The organism is Faecalibacillus faecis (assembly GCF_003024675.1).
Lineage (GTDB): Bacteria > Bacillota_I > Bacilli_A > Erysipelotrichales > Coprobacillaceae > Faecalibacillus > Faecalibacillus faecis.
Genome location: NZ_PYLP01000002.1, coordinates 18,540 through 34,467, shown reverse-complemented (window position 1 = coordinate 34,467; position 15,928 = coordinate 18,540). Strand labels below are relative to the sequence as shown.

The following is a 15,928-nucleotide window of genomic DNA, read 5'->3' as shown; positions in this document are numbered from 1 at the left end:
CTCCTTTATAATTTTTTTATTAATCTTCGAATATGACATTCAAAAATAACGTACATGCCAAAATAAATAGCTTCTGAACATACAGCAATCGAAAACATCAACATAACCAACGCCGCTAATGGCCCATAAACATTGCTATAATCAACAATAGAAAAGTATATAGATAAAATACCGATGATCACTTCAATCAATAATGTTGCAACAACTGTCCCTGTAATTGTATCTAAGAAATCAACATTTTGATCAGGAATGATTTTATATAATAAAAATAAGATAACAAAAATAATAATAAACAGAAAAAGTACTCTTGTTATAAAATTATGTTGATCAATAAAAATAATCTTAAAAAAAGGAAAGATAATCAATAAGGAAATCACTGCTAATATTAAAATAAAAATTAAAATTGTTTTTAAAAAAGTAATTCCTTGATCAATGAAAAACGGATATTCTTTATCATTAGGAAACATATTTTTAGAAATACGATGTAATTGATAGAAACCTCTACTGACAACAAATAAAGAGGCTATCAAAGTTGTTAACGTCGTAATTGATAAAGAACGTGGTTCAATCAGTTGAATCACCATTTTTGTAACATCCGGTCTTAAATAATAAGATAGAATTTCTTGTGCGGTTTTAATATCCAAAGGAAAAAACGGTGTAAAAAAAGCTAATAATGTACATATAGGGATGATTGAAAGTATCATATAATAAGCAAAAGATAAAGCAGATGCCGGTGGTACTTTATAGCGATAATCTAAATAATATCTATATATAAAATTAAAAAAATTTCTTATTTTTTCCATAACCGTCCCTCCTTATTTGATAGTATACCAAATTCTTTATGAAAAAAAGCTCCTAAGAGCTTTTACCCATTATATTTTAATACAAAATAATTTTTCTTTCCTCGACGAATGACTGTTTTGCTTTGTCCAAAAGCATCTTCTTTTTTAACGGTAAACTCTAAATCTTTAATACGTTCACCATTAATTAAAACAGATCCCCCATTGACAAATTCTCTAGCTTCTCTTTTACTTTTAGCGGCTCCCACTAAAATTAAAGCGTCCAAAATATTCATTTCATTTTCTTCTATTTCAACTGTTGGTACACCTTCAAAAGCAACATCAACTTGTTCTAATGTTAAGTTTTGAATTTGACCAGAGAATAATGTTTGTGAAACTTGCACCGCTTCTTCATAAGCTTCTTTACCATGTAAGAATGTAATTACTTCTTTAGCTAAAGCTTTATGAGCTTCTCTTAAATGAGGTTGTGTTTTATTTTTTTCTTCTAATTCCATAATTTCTTCTGGTGTTAAGAAAGTTAAGAATTTTAAGTAATCAATAACTTTATCATCTTCGGAATTAATAAAAAATTGATACATTTCATATGGTGAAGTTTTTTCTCGATCTAACCAAATTGCTTTTCCGTTTGTCTTACCAAATTTTGTTCCATCACTTTTAGTTAAAAGTGGCATTGTAAATCCATAGGCTTCTTTCCCAGTTTTCTTTCTAATTAGTTCAATACCAGCAGTAATATTTCCCCATTGATCTTGTCCAGCAACTTGTAATTGACAATTTTTATTTTCATGTAACCAATAGAAATCCATTGCTTGCATGATCATATAAGAGAATTCAGTATAAGTAATTCCTAAATCTAATCTTCTTTTTACAATATCTTTATTTAGCATGTAATTAACATTAAAATATTTACCATAATCTCTTAAAAAGTCAATAAAGTTCAAATCTTTTGACCAATCATAGTTATTTACCACTTCAAAACCAAAAATCTTTTGAGCTTGTGCTTTTAAACAATCAAAGTTATGTTGAACTTGTTCTTTTGTAATCATTGGTCTTTCTGTATCAGGTTTAGGATCACCAATTAATCCTGTTGCACCTCCAACTAATAGAATTGGATTATGTCCAGCATCTTTTAATCTTTTACTAATTAAAAATGATGAAAAGTGTCCAATGTGTAAACTATCTCCTGTTGGATCTGTTCCAATATAGAAAGTTAATCCCCCGTTATTTAATTTTTCTTCAATTTCTGGAGAACTAACATCTTTAATTAATCCTCTCCAAACTAATTCATCATAAATCTTCATAATTTCCTCCTTAAAATAAAAAACTCATTCCCATAGGAACGAGTTGATCGCGGTACCATCCTAAATTCATGTCAAAGACATACACTCAAGTAGATAACGGCTTTCACCGTCTAAGCTTTGCACTTAGAAGCTCCAGAGTGTATTCATATTATCTCTTGGCTTGTTTCCACCAACCACAAGCTCTCTATAACAATCCAATAATACTACTTGTCTCCTTCATTGCTGTAAGTACATCATATTAAATTTCATATTTAAAGTCAAGCTAATATAAAAATAAACCACTTTTGTGGTTTATTGAATAGTTGATTTACGATAAATATTTGTATACCCTACACATACTTCTTTTGTTTCTAATTCTTCTTGATTTAAAATCTTAGTAAGCAAACGTACAGCCAGAGCACCCATATCATAAATTGGAAGATGAATTGTTGATAATGATGGTCTACAAATGAGAGAATAGCTTGTATCCATCATAGCCATAACTTCCATATCATCAGGAACACTTATGTTATTATCGATAGCCGCATTAACAACAGCTACTCCTTCTTTATCATAACTTGCGAAAACTAAATCATGTTTATGATTTCTAAAATGTTCTACAAATTGAGTATAGCTTTCTTCATAGTGAGTTGACGTATCAATAACTTGTGTTGCTTCATCAAAAGGGAGTTGATGATCTTGATAAGCTTTTTTCATTCCTTCAATTAAATCAACTGTACGAATAAGATTTTGTTGAGGACTGACGAAAATAATATCGTTCTTACCTTTTTCTAAATAGTTATTAACGATATCGTATGTAATCTTTTGAGCATCGACATAAACAGATCCGAGGGAATCATCGCTTACTTGCATTCCAATAACAACAGCAGGAATACTATGTTTTTTAACAAGTTCAATTTGTTGAGTAATTTTATCATTGTTAAATAAAATGACACCATCTGCTCTTGTACGAATAACTTTTTCCATAACATCATCCATTGGTCCATTTCCAATATCATCTGTTGTATAAATCGTAATATTGTAATCTAATGTTCTACCAGCATCACCGATGCCACCAATCATATCTTTTACATGAGCAAATAATGATTGTGGGAAGATAACAGCAATTGTTGTTGTTTTATTTGTTGCAAGACCACGAGCAATTTGATTTGGTTTGAAGTTTAGTTCATCAATGACCTTCATAACCTTTTCTTTAGTTTTTTCACGAACAACTGATGATCCATTAATAACACGAGATACAGTTGCAAGAGAAACACCAGCTTCTCTTGCAACATCATAAATCGTAGCTTTTTTCATTAGTCTTTTAAATCATCAATAATGACATTTAAATCATCTTCAATGTCATTAATTTCGTCTTCTAAATCAGAAAAATCATCAAATTCTTGTTCGCTCACTTTTTCTTTAACATCTTTAATTTTATCATTTACTTGGACAATTACATTATCAACTTGATCTTTTAACTTAGAATATTGGTCGCTGTCTTGTAATTTAGTTACAACATCATCAAATTTATCTTTTAATTCATTTATTTTTTCTAAAGAACTTTCCTTGAATTCATCAACATCAAATTCATCAACTGTTTTTTTGATACTATCAATTGTTTCACTAATTAATTTTTGATAGTCTTCCACCGTCATTTCTTTAGCACTGTCAAGAGTTTCTTTTCCCTTATCTTTAAGTTCTTCTCTTAATTCACTCCCTTTTTTTGGTGCTAGTAACATCCCTGCAAGAGCACCAATTCCTAAAGTTGTTAAAAATCTTCCTAATTTCATATTATCTCACCTTTCTATTTTTTCTTAATAAAGCTCATCATCATTTTCAATGGATTAAACTTTGGTCTTTGAGGATCAAAGAACTTTGCAACTGTTTCTACAGGCGCATTTAATAAGTCTAATTTGTAATTAACATCATCTAAGACTTTGTCAACTCTTTTCAATGTATCTTGTGCCATTTCAACAGTATCCCCTGTTTGTTTAATTGCCGTTGATGTACGAATAAACAATACTCCTAAGGCAACTAAACAAAATGCACCTGCTAAAATTAAAACACAGTAACAAATGTCCATTGTTGTCATAAACATCCCTCTACTTTCTTCAATAATTGTACCACAATTTACTCTTTTTATATAGATTTTTTGGCTTCAATCAACATTTCTTCAAATTTATAAATATCTTTACTACTCATAAATAAGAACACACAGTTATCATATTGCATTAATTCTTTAACACCTGCTTCGTCTTCAGTAATGACTTTAGCACGTGCACTATTTTTTGAAATATCATAGATATCAATATCAATACCATCTTCATGTTTTGCATTTTCTGGGAATGGACAGAAATATGGATAATCTGCTTTATCCATTTCTTGAGCAAATTCTTTAGCAAAACGTGCTCCCCTTGAAAAACGGTCTGGTTGGAAAATTGCGACAATTTTCTTACCAGGATATCTTACTCTTGTTGCTTCAATAACATATTTGATTGCAGTTGGATGATGTGCATAATCGTCAACAAAAACATTGTTTCCTTGAGTTTTTACAGTATAACGACGTTTTGTCCCCTTGAATGTTTGAAGTTTACTTAAAATATATTCATAGGACATATCTTCTAAATAACCAAGAGTAATGATTGCAAGTGAGTTATATAACATATGCATTCCAAATAATGGTATGTTAAAATGTCCAAATAATTCTTGATGAATATAAACATCAAAAGATAAACCTTGTGGTGTTTCTAAAACATTGACCGCACGAACATCATTGTTTTCACCTAAACCAAATCTTAAAACACGCTTTTCAAAATGTATTTTTTTGATATTTGGGTCATCACCCCAAACAATAACAGTTTTCTTAACTTGTTTTGCAAATTGTTCGAATGATTGAATATATCTTTCTAGATTACCAAAATAATCAACATGATCTAATTCGATGTTATTAATAATAGCATAATCTGGATGATAATGTAAGAAATGGTCTTGGAACTCACATGTTTCCGAAATAAAATATTTACTTCCAACTTGTCCATGTCCTGTACCATCACCAATTAAAACCGATGTTTTATCAAAATCTTCAAATAAATGATAAGCCATACCTGTTGTTGTTGTTTTTCCATGTGTTCCTGCAACAGCAATAGAAACATAATGTTCCATAAAGTCAGCTAAGAAATCATAATATCTTGTACATTTAACATTTGGATTTTCTAAAGCCGCTTTAACTTCTTCATTAGATTCATCAAAAGCATTACCAATAATTACATGATAACCATCCTTTATATTATCTTTATTGAATGAGTAGATTGGAATATTTCTTTTTCTCAATTCATCTTCAATAAATATATATTTATCAATATCACTTCCAGCAACTTCGTTCCCTAATTCATATAAAATTGTTGCTAGTGGAGCCATTCCTGACCCTTTAATTCCTATAAAATAATACATAATTGTCACCTCGGTAACTATTCTATCACAAATTGATTTCTTTTTCTTTGTTAAGAGAATATTTTTTAAAAAAAACGAGCTTTGCTCGTTTGAAAGGTTTATGTAATCTAAACACCTAGACTAATACGAATGCATTTATTAATGCGTTCCATTTCTAAAGGGGTCAATTCCCCTATTTTTCTAATAAGTCTAGATTTGTCAATTGTCCTCATTTGTTCTAATAAAGCAATTGAATTTTCTTTTAAATCATCACGTGATTTAATAAATGTATGCGTTGGAATATTTTTCTTTCTTGATGATGTTAAAGGTGAAATAATAATTGTTGTACTAAAACGATTTCCACTATCATTTTGAATCACAACAACAGGACGTATTCCAGATTGTTCACTTCCTACACCTACACTTAAATCAGCATAAAATAAGTCTCCTCTTTTTACTTCCATATCGTTCATCCTTTCTTAATGTATTTTTATTATATAATTTTGTCTTGACTAAATTTGTCAGTTTAAAGTGTCCAAAACATTCTTTTTTCTTTATAAGTTTAAACAACATTTTTTTAATTATACCAAAAAACGAGCTTTCGCTCGTTTAAATAATATATATATCTTTTGTAAAAGAATTTAATACCTGGCAGCCATCTTGAGTCACCATTACTAAATCTTCAACACGTACACCAAAATCACCTTCTAAATAAACACCTGGTTCAATTGAAAAAATCATACCTTCTTCAACTTCCATATCATTTACTGAAGAAACATCACCATATTCATGTACATCACGTCCAATAAAATGACCTAAACGATGAGTAAAATATTGTCCATAGCTTTCATCACTAATGACTTTTCTAGCACATTTATCAATATCTGATAATTTTACACCTGGTTTAATCATTGCTTCTGCAGCTTCATTGGCTTTTTTTACAGTTTCATAAACTTTCATTTCATCTTCACGAATTCCACCATAGAAAAATGTTCGTGTCATATCAGAACAATAGCCTTTATAAACACATCCCATGTCAATCAAAACACAATTTCCTTTTCTTAAAAGAGTATCATCGTTTTCATGATGAGGATCAGCGGCATTTTTACCAAAAGCAACAATTGCTCCATAACAAGTAGAATGATGATTAAAAAATAATTCATCTAATTTTTTAGCAAGTTGTTTTTCACTGACACCTTCTTGAATGAAAGGAATAATTTCTTCCATGACAGCATCATTGATTTTACTTGATTCAATCATTAAAACTTGTTCTTGTAAATCTTTTTTCATACGTACAAGATCAACACATGGTGACGCGTTGATATATTTTGCATTTGGTAATTTTTTCATAAGATCTAGTAAAAAGTGTGAAGCCCAGTTTTTATCAATTCCGATTCTTCCTGGAAAATGCATTTCATTAACAATTGTTTGAATAGCATCTTGTCCATCTTTATGCCAAACGATGTTGACACCTAAATCATGTTCCAAATAGAATAAATCATTCATAAATAATGTATGATTCCCATGTTTTGAAACCATGAATACAAACATTCTTTCATGAGGATCATTATAATATCCTGTACAATAAGCAATAGATTGAGGATCACTTATTAAAAAGTAATCTAATCTTGCTTCTTCCATTAAATCAAGTATTTCTTGTATACGATCATTATTCATCTTTTAAAACTCCAATACCCAATTCTTTTAATTGATCTTCTTCTACACTATTTGGTGCTTTAGACATTGGACATGTTGCACTGGCATTTTTAGGGAAAGCAATAACATCTCTAATAGAATCACTTTCAGTAAGTAACATTGCAAGACGATCTAATCCTAAAGCAAACCCTCCATGTGGTGGTGTCCCATATTTTAAAGCATCAACAAACCAACCAAATTTATTTCTTACTTGTTCATCTGTTAAGCTTAAAGCTTTAAAAGCTCTTTGTTGTAAATTTTGTTCGTAAATACGTTGAGAACCTCCACCAAGTTCGAAGCCGTTTAAGACAATATCATAAGCATCAGCAAGACAATTTGCTGGATCTGTATCAATTTTATCTAAATCAGATTCTTTAGGTCTAGTAAATGGGTGGTGCATTGCATAATATCTTTGAGTTTCATCATCATATTCAAACATTGGGAAATCAACAACCCATAATAATCCTAGTTCTTTTGGATCATATAACTTTAATTCTTTTCCTAAATGATTACGTAAAGCGGCAAGTGCATCACAAACAACCATATATTTGGTATCCGATACAAATAATAATAAATCGTTATCTTCTCCGTTCATTGATTCAATTAATCTTTGCATTTGTTCTTCACTAAAGAATTTAGCAATTGGCCCTTCACCAACACCATTATTAACTTTTAACCAAGCAAGACCTTTTGCTTTATATGTTTTTGCAAGTTCTGTTAATTGATCAATTTTCTTTCTTGAATAATCACTTGCATGATTTTTAACATTAATACCTTTAACATATCCATTATTTTCTAAAGCTGATTTAAATACCATAAAATCAACATCTTTAACAACTTCATTTAAGTTAACAAGTTTCATATCAAAACGGATATCTGGTTTATCAATACCATATGTTTCCATAGCTTTATGCCACGTCATACGTGGTAGTGGTAACTTAACATCAACACCTTTTACATCTTTAATGACTTTAGCCACCATATTTTCACCAACTTCGATGATTTCATCTGTTGTCATAAATGACATTTCAACATCAACTTGAGTAAATTCTGGTTGACGATCTGCTCTTAAATCTTCATCTCTAAAACAACGAGCAATTTGGTAATATTTTTCAAAACCAGCAACCATCAATAATTGTTTAAATAATTGAGGTGATTGTGGTAAGGCATAGAAATCACCATGATGTACACGTGAAGGTACTAAGAAATCTCTTGCTCCTTCAGGAGTTGATCGATTTAAATAAGGTGTTTCAATATCTACAAAATCATGAGTATCTAAGTATTCTCTAATACTTCTTGTAATTTTATGTCTTGTTAGAATTTTATTTTGCATAACAGGTCTTCTTAAATCAAGATAACGATATTGCATTCTTGTTTCTTCTAAAGCATCTGTATCATCTGCAACAATAATTGGTGTCGTATTGGCTGTATTGATGATTTTGATTTCTGATGCATCGACTTCAATATCCCCTGTAGGCATATTTGGATTTTTGCTAGAACGTTCTACAACAGTTCCTTTAACATATAAAATATATTCATTTTTAATATCTTTTGAAATGTTTTCCATTTCTTCATTGATAATAATTTGTGTAATTCCATAACGGTCTCTTAAATCAATAAATACAAGAGCTCCTAAATTTCTCTTTTTAGCAACCCATCCTTTTAGTTCAACTGTTTGTCCAACATTTTCTAAACGAAGTTCTCCGTTATTATGCGTTCTATTCATGTTCATGTCCTCCACTTAAATGATTTTCAATATGTGCCAAAATATTTTCTAATGGTACTACAACTTGTTCTTTATCATGATTACATTTAATATTAACCACTTCATTTTTTACTTCTTCTTCCCCTAAAATAATAGAGAAATGTGCATTAAAACGATCTGCTGATTTAAATTGTCCTTTTAAGCCACGAGATACATGATCCATTTCACATGTAAAGCCATTTGCTCTTAACATCGCAATAATTTGCATAGCAAGATCTTTTGCTTCTTCGCCTAAAGGCATAATATAACAATCTAAACCATCTTCGTCTTCATCTTCTTCATTATCTAAAGCAAGAAGAAGTCTTTCCATACCAAAGGCAAAACCAACACCTGGTGTTGCCGGTCCACCAATTTCTTCAATTAAACCATTGTAGCGTCCGCCACCACCAACAGTAGCTCCCGCACCTAATTTTGGATCATCAGAAATAATTTCAAAAACAGTGTGAGAATAATAATCTAATCCTCTTACTAAGTTTGTATCGATAACATAATCAATTTCTAAATCATCTAATAACGAACATACTTTATCAAAATGATTTTTAGCACTTTCACTTAAATAATCAATTGTTTTTGGTGCTGTTTTCATAGCTGGATGTTTCGCATCCACTTTACAATCTAAAATACGTAACGGATTTTTTTCAAAACGTGCCTTACAATCCCCACATAATTCATCTAAATGATCCCTAAAATGATCTTTTAAAGCTTCACGATAAGCATCTCTTGATGCATCATCTCCTAAAGAATTGATATGAAGTGTTACATTTTGAAGTCCTAATGCTTCAACAACTGTCACTGCCATAAGCATACATTCAACATCTACATAAGGTGATTCAACACCTAACATTTCTACACCAAATTGGTGGAATTGTCTTTGTCGACCATTTTGTGGTCTTTCATATCTAAACATTGGTCCCATATAATAAACTTTTTGTAGTTTTTCTGGTAAACCATACATTTTATTTTCTACATAAGCTCTTGCAATACCTGAAGTTCCTTCTGGTCTGAGGGAAATATATCTTCCTTTTTTATCTTGGAAAGTATACATTTCTTTAGATACGACATCACTTGTATCCCCTACAGCTCTGTTAAATAATTCAGCATGTTCAAAAATTGGTGTTCTCATTTCTTTAACATTATAATTAGCAGCAATTGTTCTTAACAATTGTTCTAATTTAATCCATTTTTCACTTTGTCCAGGTAAAATATCTACCGTACCTCTTGGTGCACTATATCCCATTATTTTTCCTCCTTAAAAATATAAAAACGCCCCTCTAAGGACGTTTCAACGCGGTACCACCTTAATTCGTATTTTCATACGCACTTTCATCTTAACGCGATTAACGATTACTCTTTTCAAGTAATTCCTCACAAGTGTCCCATAGCTTCCATACAAAGATTTTCACCAGCCATCTTCTCTCTAACTATTTCCACTATTTAATCTTGCTCAATGGATTACAAAGATTATATAAAATAATGACTAAAAAATCAATTCCTATTTCTAGCATCTTTAGTATACCACGCTTTTTTTACTTTTATGTCTCATTTTTGTGTCAAATTTGTCTATTTTTGTTTTATTTTTGAAAGACGATACTCTTCTACAATGAATTGTGACAAATCTTCCTTTAAACTATGATTATCATAATAAACTAGACGTGTTTTCTTCTTTCTAGCAATATCATTCAACTTTAAAAGACAACTTTCAACAGGTTTTGTTTTTTTATTTTGACTATAAACAACAAGAAGCTGATAGAACCTTTCTACCAGCTTTTTACCAACTTGATCATTATATAAAATATAAATTGCTTGACGATCGATCATTATAAATCAATATCACATAAATCTGAAGCATATCCAATATAGCTTGCCGGTGTCATATCTAGTAATGTTTGACGATCTTCATCCGATAAAACATCTAATCCCTTCGCAAATTTCATGATAGCTTCTTGTGAAATATTTTTACCTCTTGTAAGTTCTTTTAATTGATCATAGGCATCAGAAATACCATATTTTCTAAGCATTGTTTGAATTGGCTCAGCAAGAACTTCCCATTTTTCATTTAAGTCAGCAGAAAGTTTATCTTTATTAACAACACATTTAGCTAAACCATTTGTTGTTTCACTAATTGCTTGTAAAGAATATCCAAAAGCTAAACCAATATTTCTTTGACTTGAACTATCTGATAAATCTCTTTGCATACGTGATCTAGGCAATTTGTTTGATAAACCAACACAAATATTATTAGACATATCAACATTTGCTTCTGAGTTTTCAAAACGAATTGGATTGACTTTATGAGGCATTGTACTACTTCCTACTTCTCCTTTTACAGGAATTTGTTTGAAATATTCCATAGAAATGTATAGCCACATATCAACATCAAAATCCACTAACACGTTATTGAAATGACGAATACCATCTAAAATATGACAAGTATAATCATGACTTTCAATTTGTGTTGTTAAAGGATTGTAAGTTAATCCTAAATATTCTTCTACAAATTTTTTATTAAGAGTTTGCCAATCTAATTGAGGGAATGCTGTTAAAATAGCACTATAGTTACCTGTTGCCCCATTAAACTTAGCTTTAATTTTAATATTTTCAATATTTTCAATGCTTGAAGTAAAACGATAAGCATAAACTTTAAATTCTTTACCAATTGTTGTTGGTGTGGCAGGTTGACCATGAGTATGAGCTAACATCGCATCATTTTTATGTTCAACTGCCCATTTATTAATAACAGCAGTAAATTCTTTTGCTTTCTTTAACCAAACATCATTTAAACCATGTTTGATCATACAAGCATAAGATGTATTATTAATATCTTCTGAAGTACATCCGATATGGACAAAGCTGATTAAATAATCATACCCCATATCTTTTAATTGATTTCCAATGAAATATTCTACTGCTTTAACATCATGTCTTGTAATAGCTTCAATATCTTTGATTGCTTTAAAAGAATCATAATTGAAATTTTTTGAAATAGCTTCAATTTGTCCTAAATTATCTTTATTGAATTTAGAAAGAACATCACTTTCTACATTTTCAATTAAAAATTTTAACCATTGAATTTCAACAAAAACACGATATTTTACTAAAGCATATTCAGAAAAATATTCACCTAAAGCATCTTTAATACTTGCATAACGTCCATCTAAGGGACTTAATGTAAAACATTCAAATTGTTGTTTATCCATTCTATTTACCACCTCTAAAATAATTTACACCAGCTTCAAATAATTTTTGATCCATCTCACCATAAACATTTTTAAAACGGTTTTCTCCTTGACGTTCACTATGTCCCATCTTACCAAGAACACGACCATCACGAGAAACAATACCTTCAATAGCATACATTGAACCATTAGGATTGTATGGTGTTTGCATTGTGACTTTACGATTAGGATCAACATATTGAGAGAATACTTGTCCATTAGCAAATAATTCATCAATAACTTCTTTAGGAGCAACAAAACGTCCTTCTCCATGAGAAATAGGAATGACATGAACATCTCCCACATTGACATGAGCAAGCCATGGTGATTTAACAGAACCAATACGTGTATCTACAAATTGAGATAAGTGACGACCAATCGTATTGAAGGTAAGAGTAGCGTCATTTTCCGACATATCTCTAATTTCACCATATGGAAGTAATCCTAATTTAATAAGTGCTTGGAATCCATTACAAATACCAATCATTAAACCATCTCTATTATCTAATAAATCACTAATTGCCGCTTTTAATCTTGGATTTCTTAAAACTGTTGCAATAAATTTACCCGAACCTTCAGGTTCATCACCAGCAGAGAATCCTCCTGGTAGCATCACAATATTAGCACGTTTGATGGCATTTTCCAATTCATCAATCGATGTTTTTAACATTTCTTCTGTTTTATTTCTAATTAATACAAGTTCAACCTTAGCCCCTGCTTTTTCAAAAGCACGTTTTGAATCATATTCGCAGTTTGTTCCTGGGAACACTGGAATAACAACTAATGGTGTTTCAATATATTGTTTTGCTTTTAAAGTTGATCTTGTTTTACATTCCGCAACTTTAATATCTTGTGTAGGTGCTTTTTCTCTTGTTGGATAAACACTTTCTAATGGTGCTTTATTGATTGCATAAGCTTCTTGAATAGAAATTGTATCCATTCCATAAGAGAATTTTTCACTATCATTTAAAGTAGCTACAACTCTATAATCTAAACCAGCAAGATCTTTTTCGGATTTTACTTCAACAATGATGTTTCCATAATTCTTTTCAACATAAGAAGCAAGTGAATAATCTGTATTGAAAGCAGCTCCTAAACCATTACCAAAGGCCATTTTACAAACAGCTTCAATCACACCACCATCTTTAACTGTATAAGCTGAATAAATTTTCTTTTGTTTCATTAAATCTTGGATAGTATCATATTGTTTTTGTAAATGATCAAAATCAAAGACTTTAAATTGATCTTTTTTAATTTGAACTTCTGCTAAAATATGTCCAGCTTCTTTTGCTTCTGGTGTCATAACATCATGAACATCACTTGCTGTAATAGCAAAAGAAACAAGTGTTGGTGGAACTGAAATATTTTCAAATGTTCCTGACATTGAATCTTTACCACCAATTGATGGAAGTTTTAATTCTTGTTGAACACGATTAGCTCCAAGTAAAGCAGCTAATGGTTTACCCCAACGTTTTGGATCATCTAATAATTTTTCAAAATATTCTTGGAATGAAAAACGAATTGTATGATAGTTTCCACCCATGGCAACGATCTTAGCAACACTTTCAACAACAGCATACATAGCTCCATGATATGGTGACCATTTAGAAATCTTAGGATTATAACCATAAGCCATTAAAGAAGCGGTTGTTGTTTCTTTTCCTAAAACAGGAATTAAAGCAGCCATACCTTCTGTTTCGCTGTGGTATGTACGTCCACCATAAGGAGATAAAACTGTACCATTTCCAATAGATGAGTCAAATCTTTCAACAAGACCTTTTTGTGAAGCAACAGATAATCTTGATAATACTTCTTTTGTTGTATCAACAAAATCATTTCTTTCTTCTTCATCAAAAGGTGTACTTTCAAAGTCTGGTAATTCAACTTCAATATTTTGATAACGTTTTGCTCCTGCTGCATCTAAGAAATCACGAGAAATATTAACAATATCTTTACCCATGTGTTTCATTACTAAACGATTTGTACCTGTGACAGTTGCAACTTGAACAACTTCTAAGTTTTCTTTTGCACATTCTGCTTTAATGAAATCAACATCATAGTCATTTACAACAATAGCCATACGTTCTTGTGATTCACTAATAGCAAGTTCTGTACCTGTTAAACCATCATATTTTTTCAAAACAGCATCTAAATCAATATCAAGTCCTGGAGCAAGTTCACCAACGGCAACACAAACCCCACCAGCTCCAAAGTCATTACATCTAACAACTTTTTCTGAGACTGCTTTATTTCTAAATAATCTTTGAATTTTTCTTTCTTCTACAGGATTTCCTTTTTGAACTTCAGCACCTGCTGTTTCAATAGATTTTACGTCATGTGATTTTGAAGAACCGGTAGCACCACCGATACCATCACGTCCTGTGCGTCCCCCAATTAATAAGACGATTTGTCCATTTTGTGGTTCTAAACGTTTTACCTGTTCTTTTGGTGCAGCAGCCACAACAGCTCCTACTTCCATACGTTTAGCGATATAACCTTCATCGTAAATTTCATGAACATAACCTGTTGTTAACCCGATTTGGTTACCATAACTTGAAAAACCATGAGCGGCTTCTTGACAAATTTTTCTTTGTGGTAATTTACCTGGTGTTGTTTCTGCCAATGTTTTTCTTGGATCACCAGCTCCAGTAATACGCATTGATTGGTAAACGTAAGCACGTCCTGAAAGTGGGTCACGAATAGCCCCACCTAAACATGTTGCAGCTCCCCCAAATGGTTCAATTTCTGTAGGATGGTTATGTGTTTCATTTTTGAACATTAATAACCATTGTTCATCTCCTTGATTTGTATGAACAGTAATTTCAATGGAACATGCATTAATTTCTTCAGAAACTTCCATATCATCAAGATATCCTTTTTTTCGAAGTTCTTTCATTGAAATCGTTGCAAGATCCATTAAAGTAAGAGGACGTGTCGTATTCACTCCATAAACGGCATGTCTACTTGTTTTATAGCTTTCAATATCTTTTTCTAAGATTTCTTTAAAAGCACCATTTTGAATATCGATATCTGTAATAACTGTCGCAAATGTTGTATGACGACAATGATCAGACCAATATGTATCTAACACTTTGATTTCTGTTTCGGTAGGATCTCTATGTTCTTCATTTTTAAAGTAATCTTGAGTGACTTTTAAATCATCAAGATTCATAGCCATTCCATTATCTTTTAAGAATTGATTTAATCCTGTTTCATCTAAATCATTAAATCCTGTTAAAGTTGGTACAGGTTTAATATCAGGTGTTTCATCATTTAAATGTTCTGGTTTTTCTAAAGAAGCAATTCTTTGATCAACTGGGTTTATTAAATAATGTTTAATTTGATTTAAAACTTCTTCATTTTTATCAATATCTACTACAATAACTTTGGCACATCTTACTTTTGTTGAAGATGTTCCTGTTAGAATTTGGAAACATTGTTCGCATGAATCAGCACGTTGATCATATTGACCTGGTAAAAATTCAATTGCGAAAACAGATTCTTTTTCATTCATTGGAAATGTTTCATCATAAACATGATCCACCATTGGTTCAGCAAGAATTGTAGTAATTCCTTGTTGTAAGATTTCTTCACTAATTCCTTGTACATCATAACGATGAACAATACGAAGCGAATGAATTGTTAAACCTAATTGTTCAACAAGGTTTGTTTGAATTTCATGCGCTTCTGTTGCATATTCTTTTCTTTTTTCTACATAAATTCTTCTTACATTTGTCATAGAGT

13 protein-coding genes and 2 other annotated features are annotated in these 15,928 nt (G+C 31.0%); all 13 genes read right to left on the bottom strand.

From position 1 onward, the window contains the following. Positions 1-5: 5 nt before the first annotated feature. A complete protein-coding gene (locus C7U55_RS02025) occupies positions 6-803 on the bottom strand; it encodes a YihY/virulence factor BrkB family protein (protein ID WP_106987120.1) in 798 nt (265 codons plus the stop codon). A 62-nt stretch (positions 804-865) separates the two neighbouring features. Continuing rightward, positions 866-2,098 (bottom strand): tyrosine--tRNA ligase, encoded by a 1,233-nt coding sequence (tyrS, locus tag C7U55_RS02020; RefSeq protein ID WP_106987119.1) that lies wholly within the window; start codon positions 2,096-2,098, stop codon positions 866-868. 31 nt (positions 2,099-2,129) lie between these two features. Further along, positions 2,130-2,327: a binding site (T-box leader), on the bottom strand. A gap of 62 nt (positions 2,328-2,389) precedes the next feature. Then, positions 2,390-3,394 (bottom strand): LacI family DNA-binding transcriptional regulator, encoded by a 1,005-nt coding sequence (locus tag C7U55_RS02015; RefSeq protein ID WP_106987118.1) that lies wholly within the window; start codon positions 3,392-3,394, stop codon positions 2,390-2,392. Then, the gene (locus C7U55_RS02010) at positions 3,394-3,870 is read right to left on the bottom strand and encodes a YtxH domain-containing protein (protein ID WP_106987117.1); all 477 of its coding nucleotides are present in this window, start codon (positions 3,868-3,870) and stop codon (positions 3,394-3,396) included. The genes C7U55_RS02015 and C7U55_RS02010 overlap by 1 nt, the downstream gene beginning before the upstream one ends. A 14-nt stretch (positions 3,871-3,884) precedes the next feature. Then, positions 3,885-4,172, bottom strand: coding sequence for a DUF948 domain-containing protein (locus C7U55_RS02005; RefSeq protein ID WP_022001471.1), 288 nt, complete (start codon positions 4,170-4,172; stop codon positions 3,885-3,887). A 47-nt stretch (positions 4,173-4,219) separates the two neighbouring features. After that, complete coding sequence (locus C7U55_RS02000) at positions 4,220-5,530, bottom strand: UDP-N-acetylmuramate--L-alanine ligase (RefSeq protein WP_106987116.1); 1,311 nt, start codon at positions 5,528-5,530, stop codon at positions 4,220-4,222. Positions 5,531-5,637: 107 nt separating this feature from the next. Beyond that, complete coding sequence (locus tag C7U55_RS01995; protein ID WP_146139603.1) at positions 5,638-5,973, bottom strand: type II toxin-antitoxin system PemK/MazF family toxin; 336 nt, start codon at positions 5,971-5,973, stop codon at positions 5,638-5,640. Positions 5,974-6,118: 145 nt separating this feature from the next. Then, the gene (locus C7U55_RS01990; protein ID WP_106987115.1) at positions 6,119-7,186 is read right to left on the bottom strand and encodes a M24 family metallopeptidase; all 1,068 of its coding nucleotides are present in this window, start codon (positions 7,184-7,186) and stop codon (positions 6,119-6,121) included. Continuing rightward, entirely contained in the window at positions 7,179-8,930 is a 1,752-nt protein-coding gene (gene aspS, locus C7U55_RS01985) for an aspartate--tRNA ligase (protein WP_106987114.1), read from the bottom strand. Before aspS ends, C7U55_RS01990 begins: the two co-directional genes overlap by 8 nt. Continuing rightward, a complete protein-coding gene (hisS, locus tag C7U55_RS01980) occupies positions 8,923-10,206 on the bottom strand; it encodes a histidine--tRNA ligase (RefSeq protein ID WP_106987113.1) in 1,284 nt (427 codons plus the stop codon). The genes aspS and hisS overlap by 8 nt, the downstream gene beginning before the upstream one ends. A 33-nt stretch (positions 10,207-10,239) precedes the next feature. Then, positions 10,240-10,426, bottom strand: a binding site (T-box leader). A gap of 103 nt (positions 10,427-10,529) precedes the next feature. Next, on the bottom strand, positions 10,530-10,787 hold the full coding sequence (locus tag C7U55_RS01975) for a hypothetical protein (RefSeq protein ID WP_106987112.1): 258 nt from the start codon (positions 10,785-10,787) through the stop codon (positions 10,530-10,532). Further along, a complete protein-coding gene (gene purB, locus C7U55_RS01970; RefSeq protein WP_106987111.1) occupies positions 10,787-12,166 on the bottom strand; it encodes an adenylosuccinate lyase in 1,380 nt (459 codons plus the stop codon). Before purB ends, C7U55_RS01975 begins: the two co-directional genes overlap by 1 nt. 1 nt (position 12,167) lies before the next feature. Then, positions 12,168-15,923 (bottom strand): phosphoribosylformylglycinamidine synthase, encoded by a 3,756-nt coding sequence (locus tag C7U55_RS01965; RefSeq protein WP_106987110.1) that lies wholly within the window; start codon positions 15,921-15,923, stop codon positions 12,168-12,170. Between the last annotated feature and the right edge of the window lie 5 nt (positions 15,924-15,928).

Bases quoted from the DNA above. Each gene is read 5' to 3' on its own strand.
- C7U55_RS02000 (WP_106987116.1), bottom strand. From the start codon at position 5,530: ATGTATTATTTTATAGGAATTAAAGGGTCAGGAATGGCTCCACTAGCA.
- C7U55_RS01995 (WP_146139603.1), bottom strand. From the start codon at position 5,973: ATGGAAGTAAAAAGAGGAGACTTATTTTATGCTGATTTAAGTGTAGGT.
- C7U55_RS02010 (WP_106987117.1), bottom strand. From the start codon at position 3,870: ATGAAATTAGGAAGATTTTTAACAACTTTAGGAATTGGTGCTCTTGCA.
- C7U55_RS02015 (WP_106987118.1), bottom strand. From the start codon at position 3,394: ATGAAAAAAGCTACGATTTATGATGTTGCAAGAGAAGCTGGTGTTTCT.
- C7U55_RS01975 (WP_106987112.1), bottom strand. From the start codon at position 10,787: ATGATCGATCGTCAAGCAATTTATATTTTATATAATGATCAAGTTGGT.
- purB (WP_106987111.1), bottom strand. From the start codon at position 12,166: ATGGATAAACAACAATTTGAATGTTTTACATTAAGTCCCTTAGATGGA.
- C7U55_RS02005 (WP_022001471.1), bottom strand. From the start codon at position 4,172: ATGACAACAATGGACATTTGTTACTGTGTTTTAATTTTAGCAGGTGCA.
- C7U55_RS01990 (WP_106987115.1), bottom strand. From the start codon at position 7,186: ATGAATAATGATCGTATACAAGAAATACTTGATTTAATGGAAGAAGCA.
- tyrS (WP_106987119.1), bottom strand. From the start codon at position 2,098: ATGAAGATTTATGATGAATTAGTTTGGAGAGGATTAATTAAAGATGTT.
- aspS (WP_106987114.1), bottom strand. From the start codon at position 8,930: ATGAATAGAACGCATAATAACGGAGAACTTCGTTTAGAAAATGTTGGA.
- C7U55_RS02025 (WP_106987120.1), bottom strand. From the start codon at position 803: ATGGAAAAAATAAGAAATTTTTTTAATTTTATATATAGATATTATTTA.
- hisS (WP_106987113.1), bottom strand. From the start codon at position 10,206: ATGGGATATAGTGCACCAAGAGGTACGGTAGATATTTTACCTGGACAA.
- C7U55_RS01965 (WP_106987110.1), bottom strand. From the start codon at position 15,923: ATGACAAATGTAAGAAGAATTTATGTAGAAAAAAGAAAAGAATATGCA.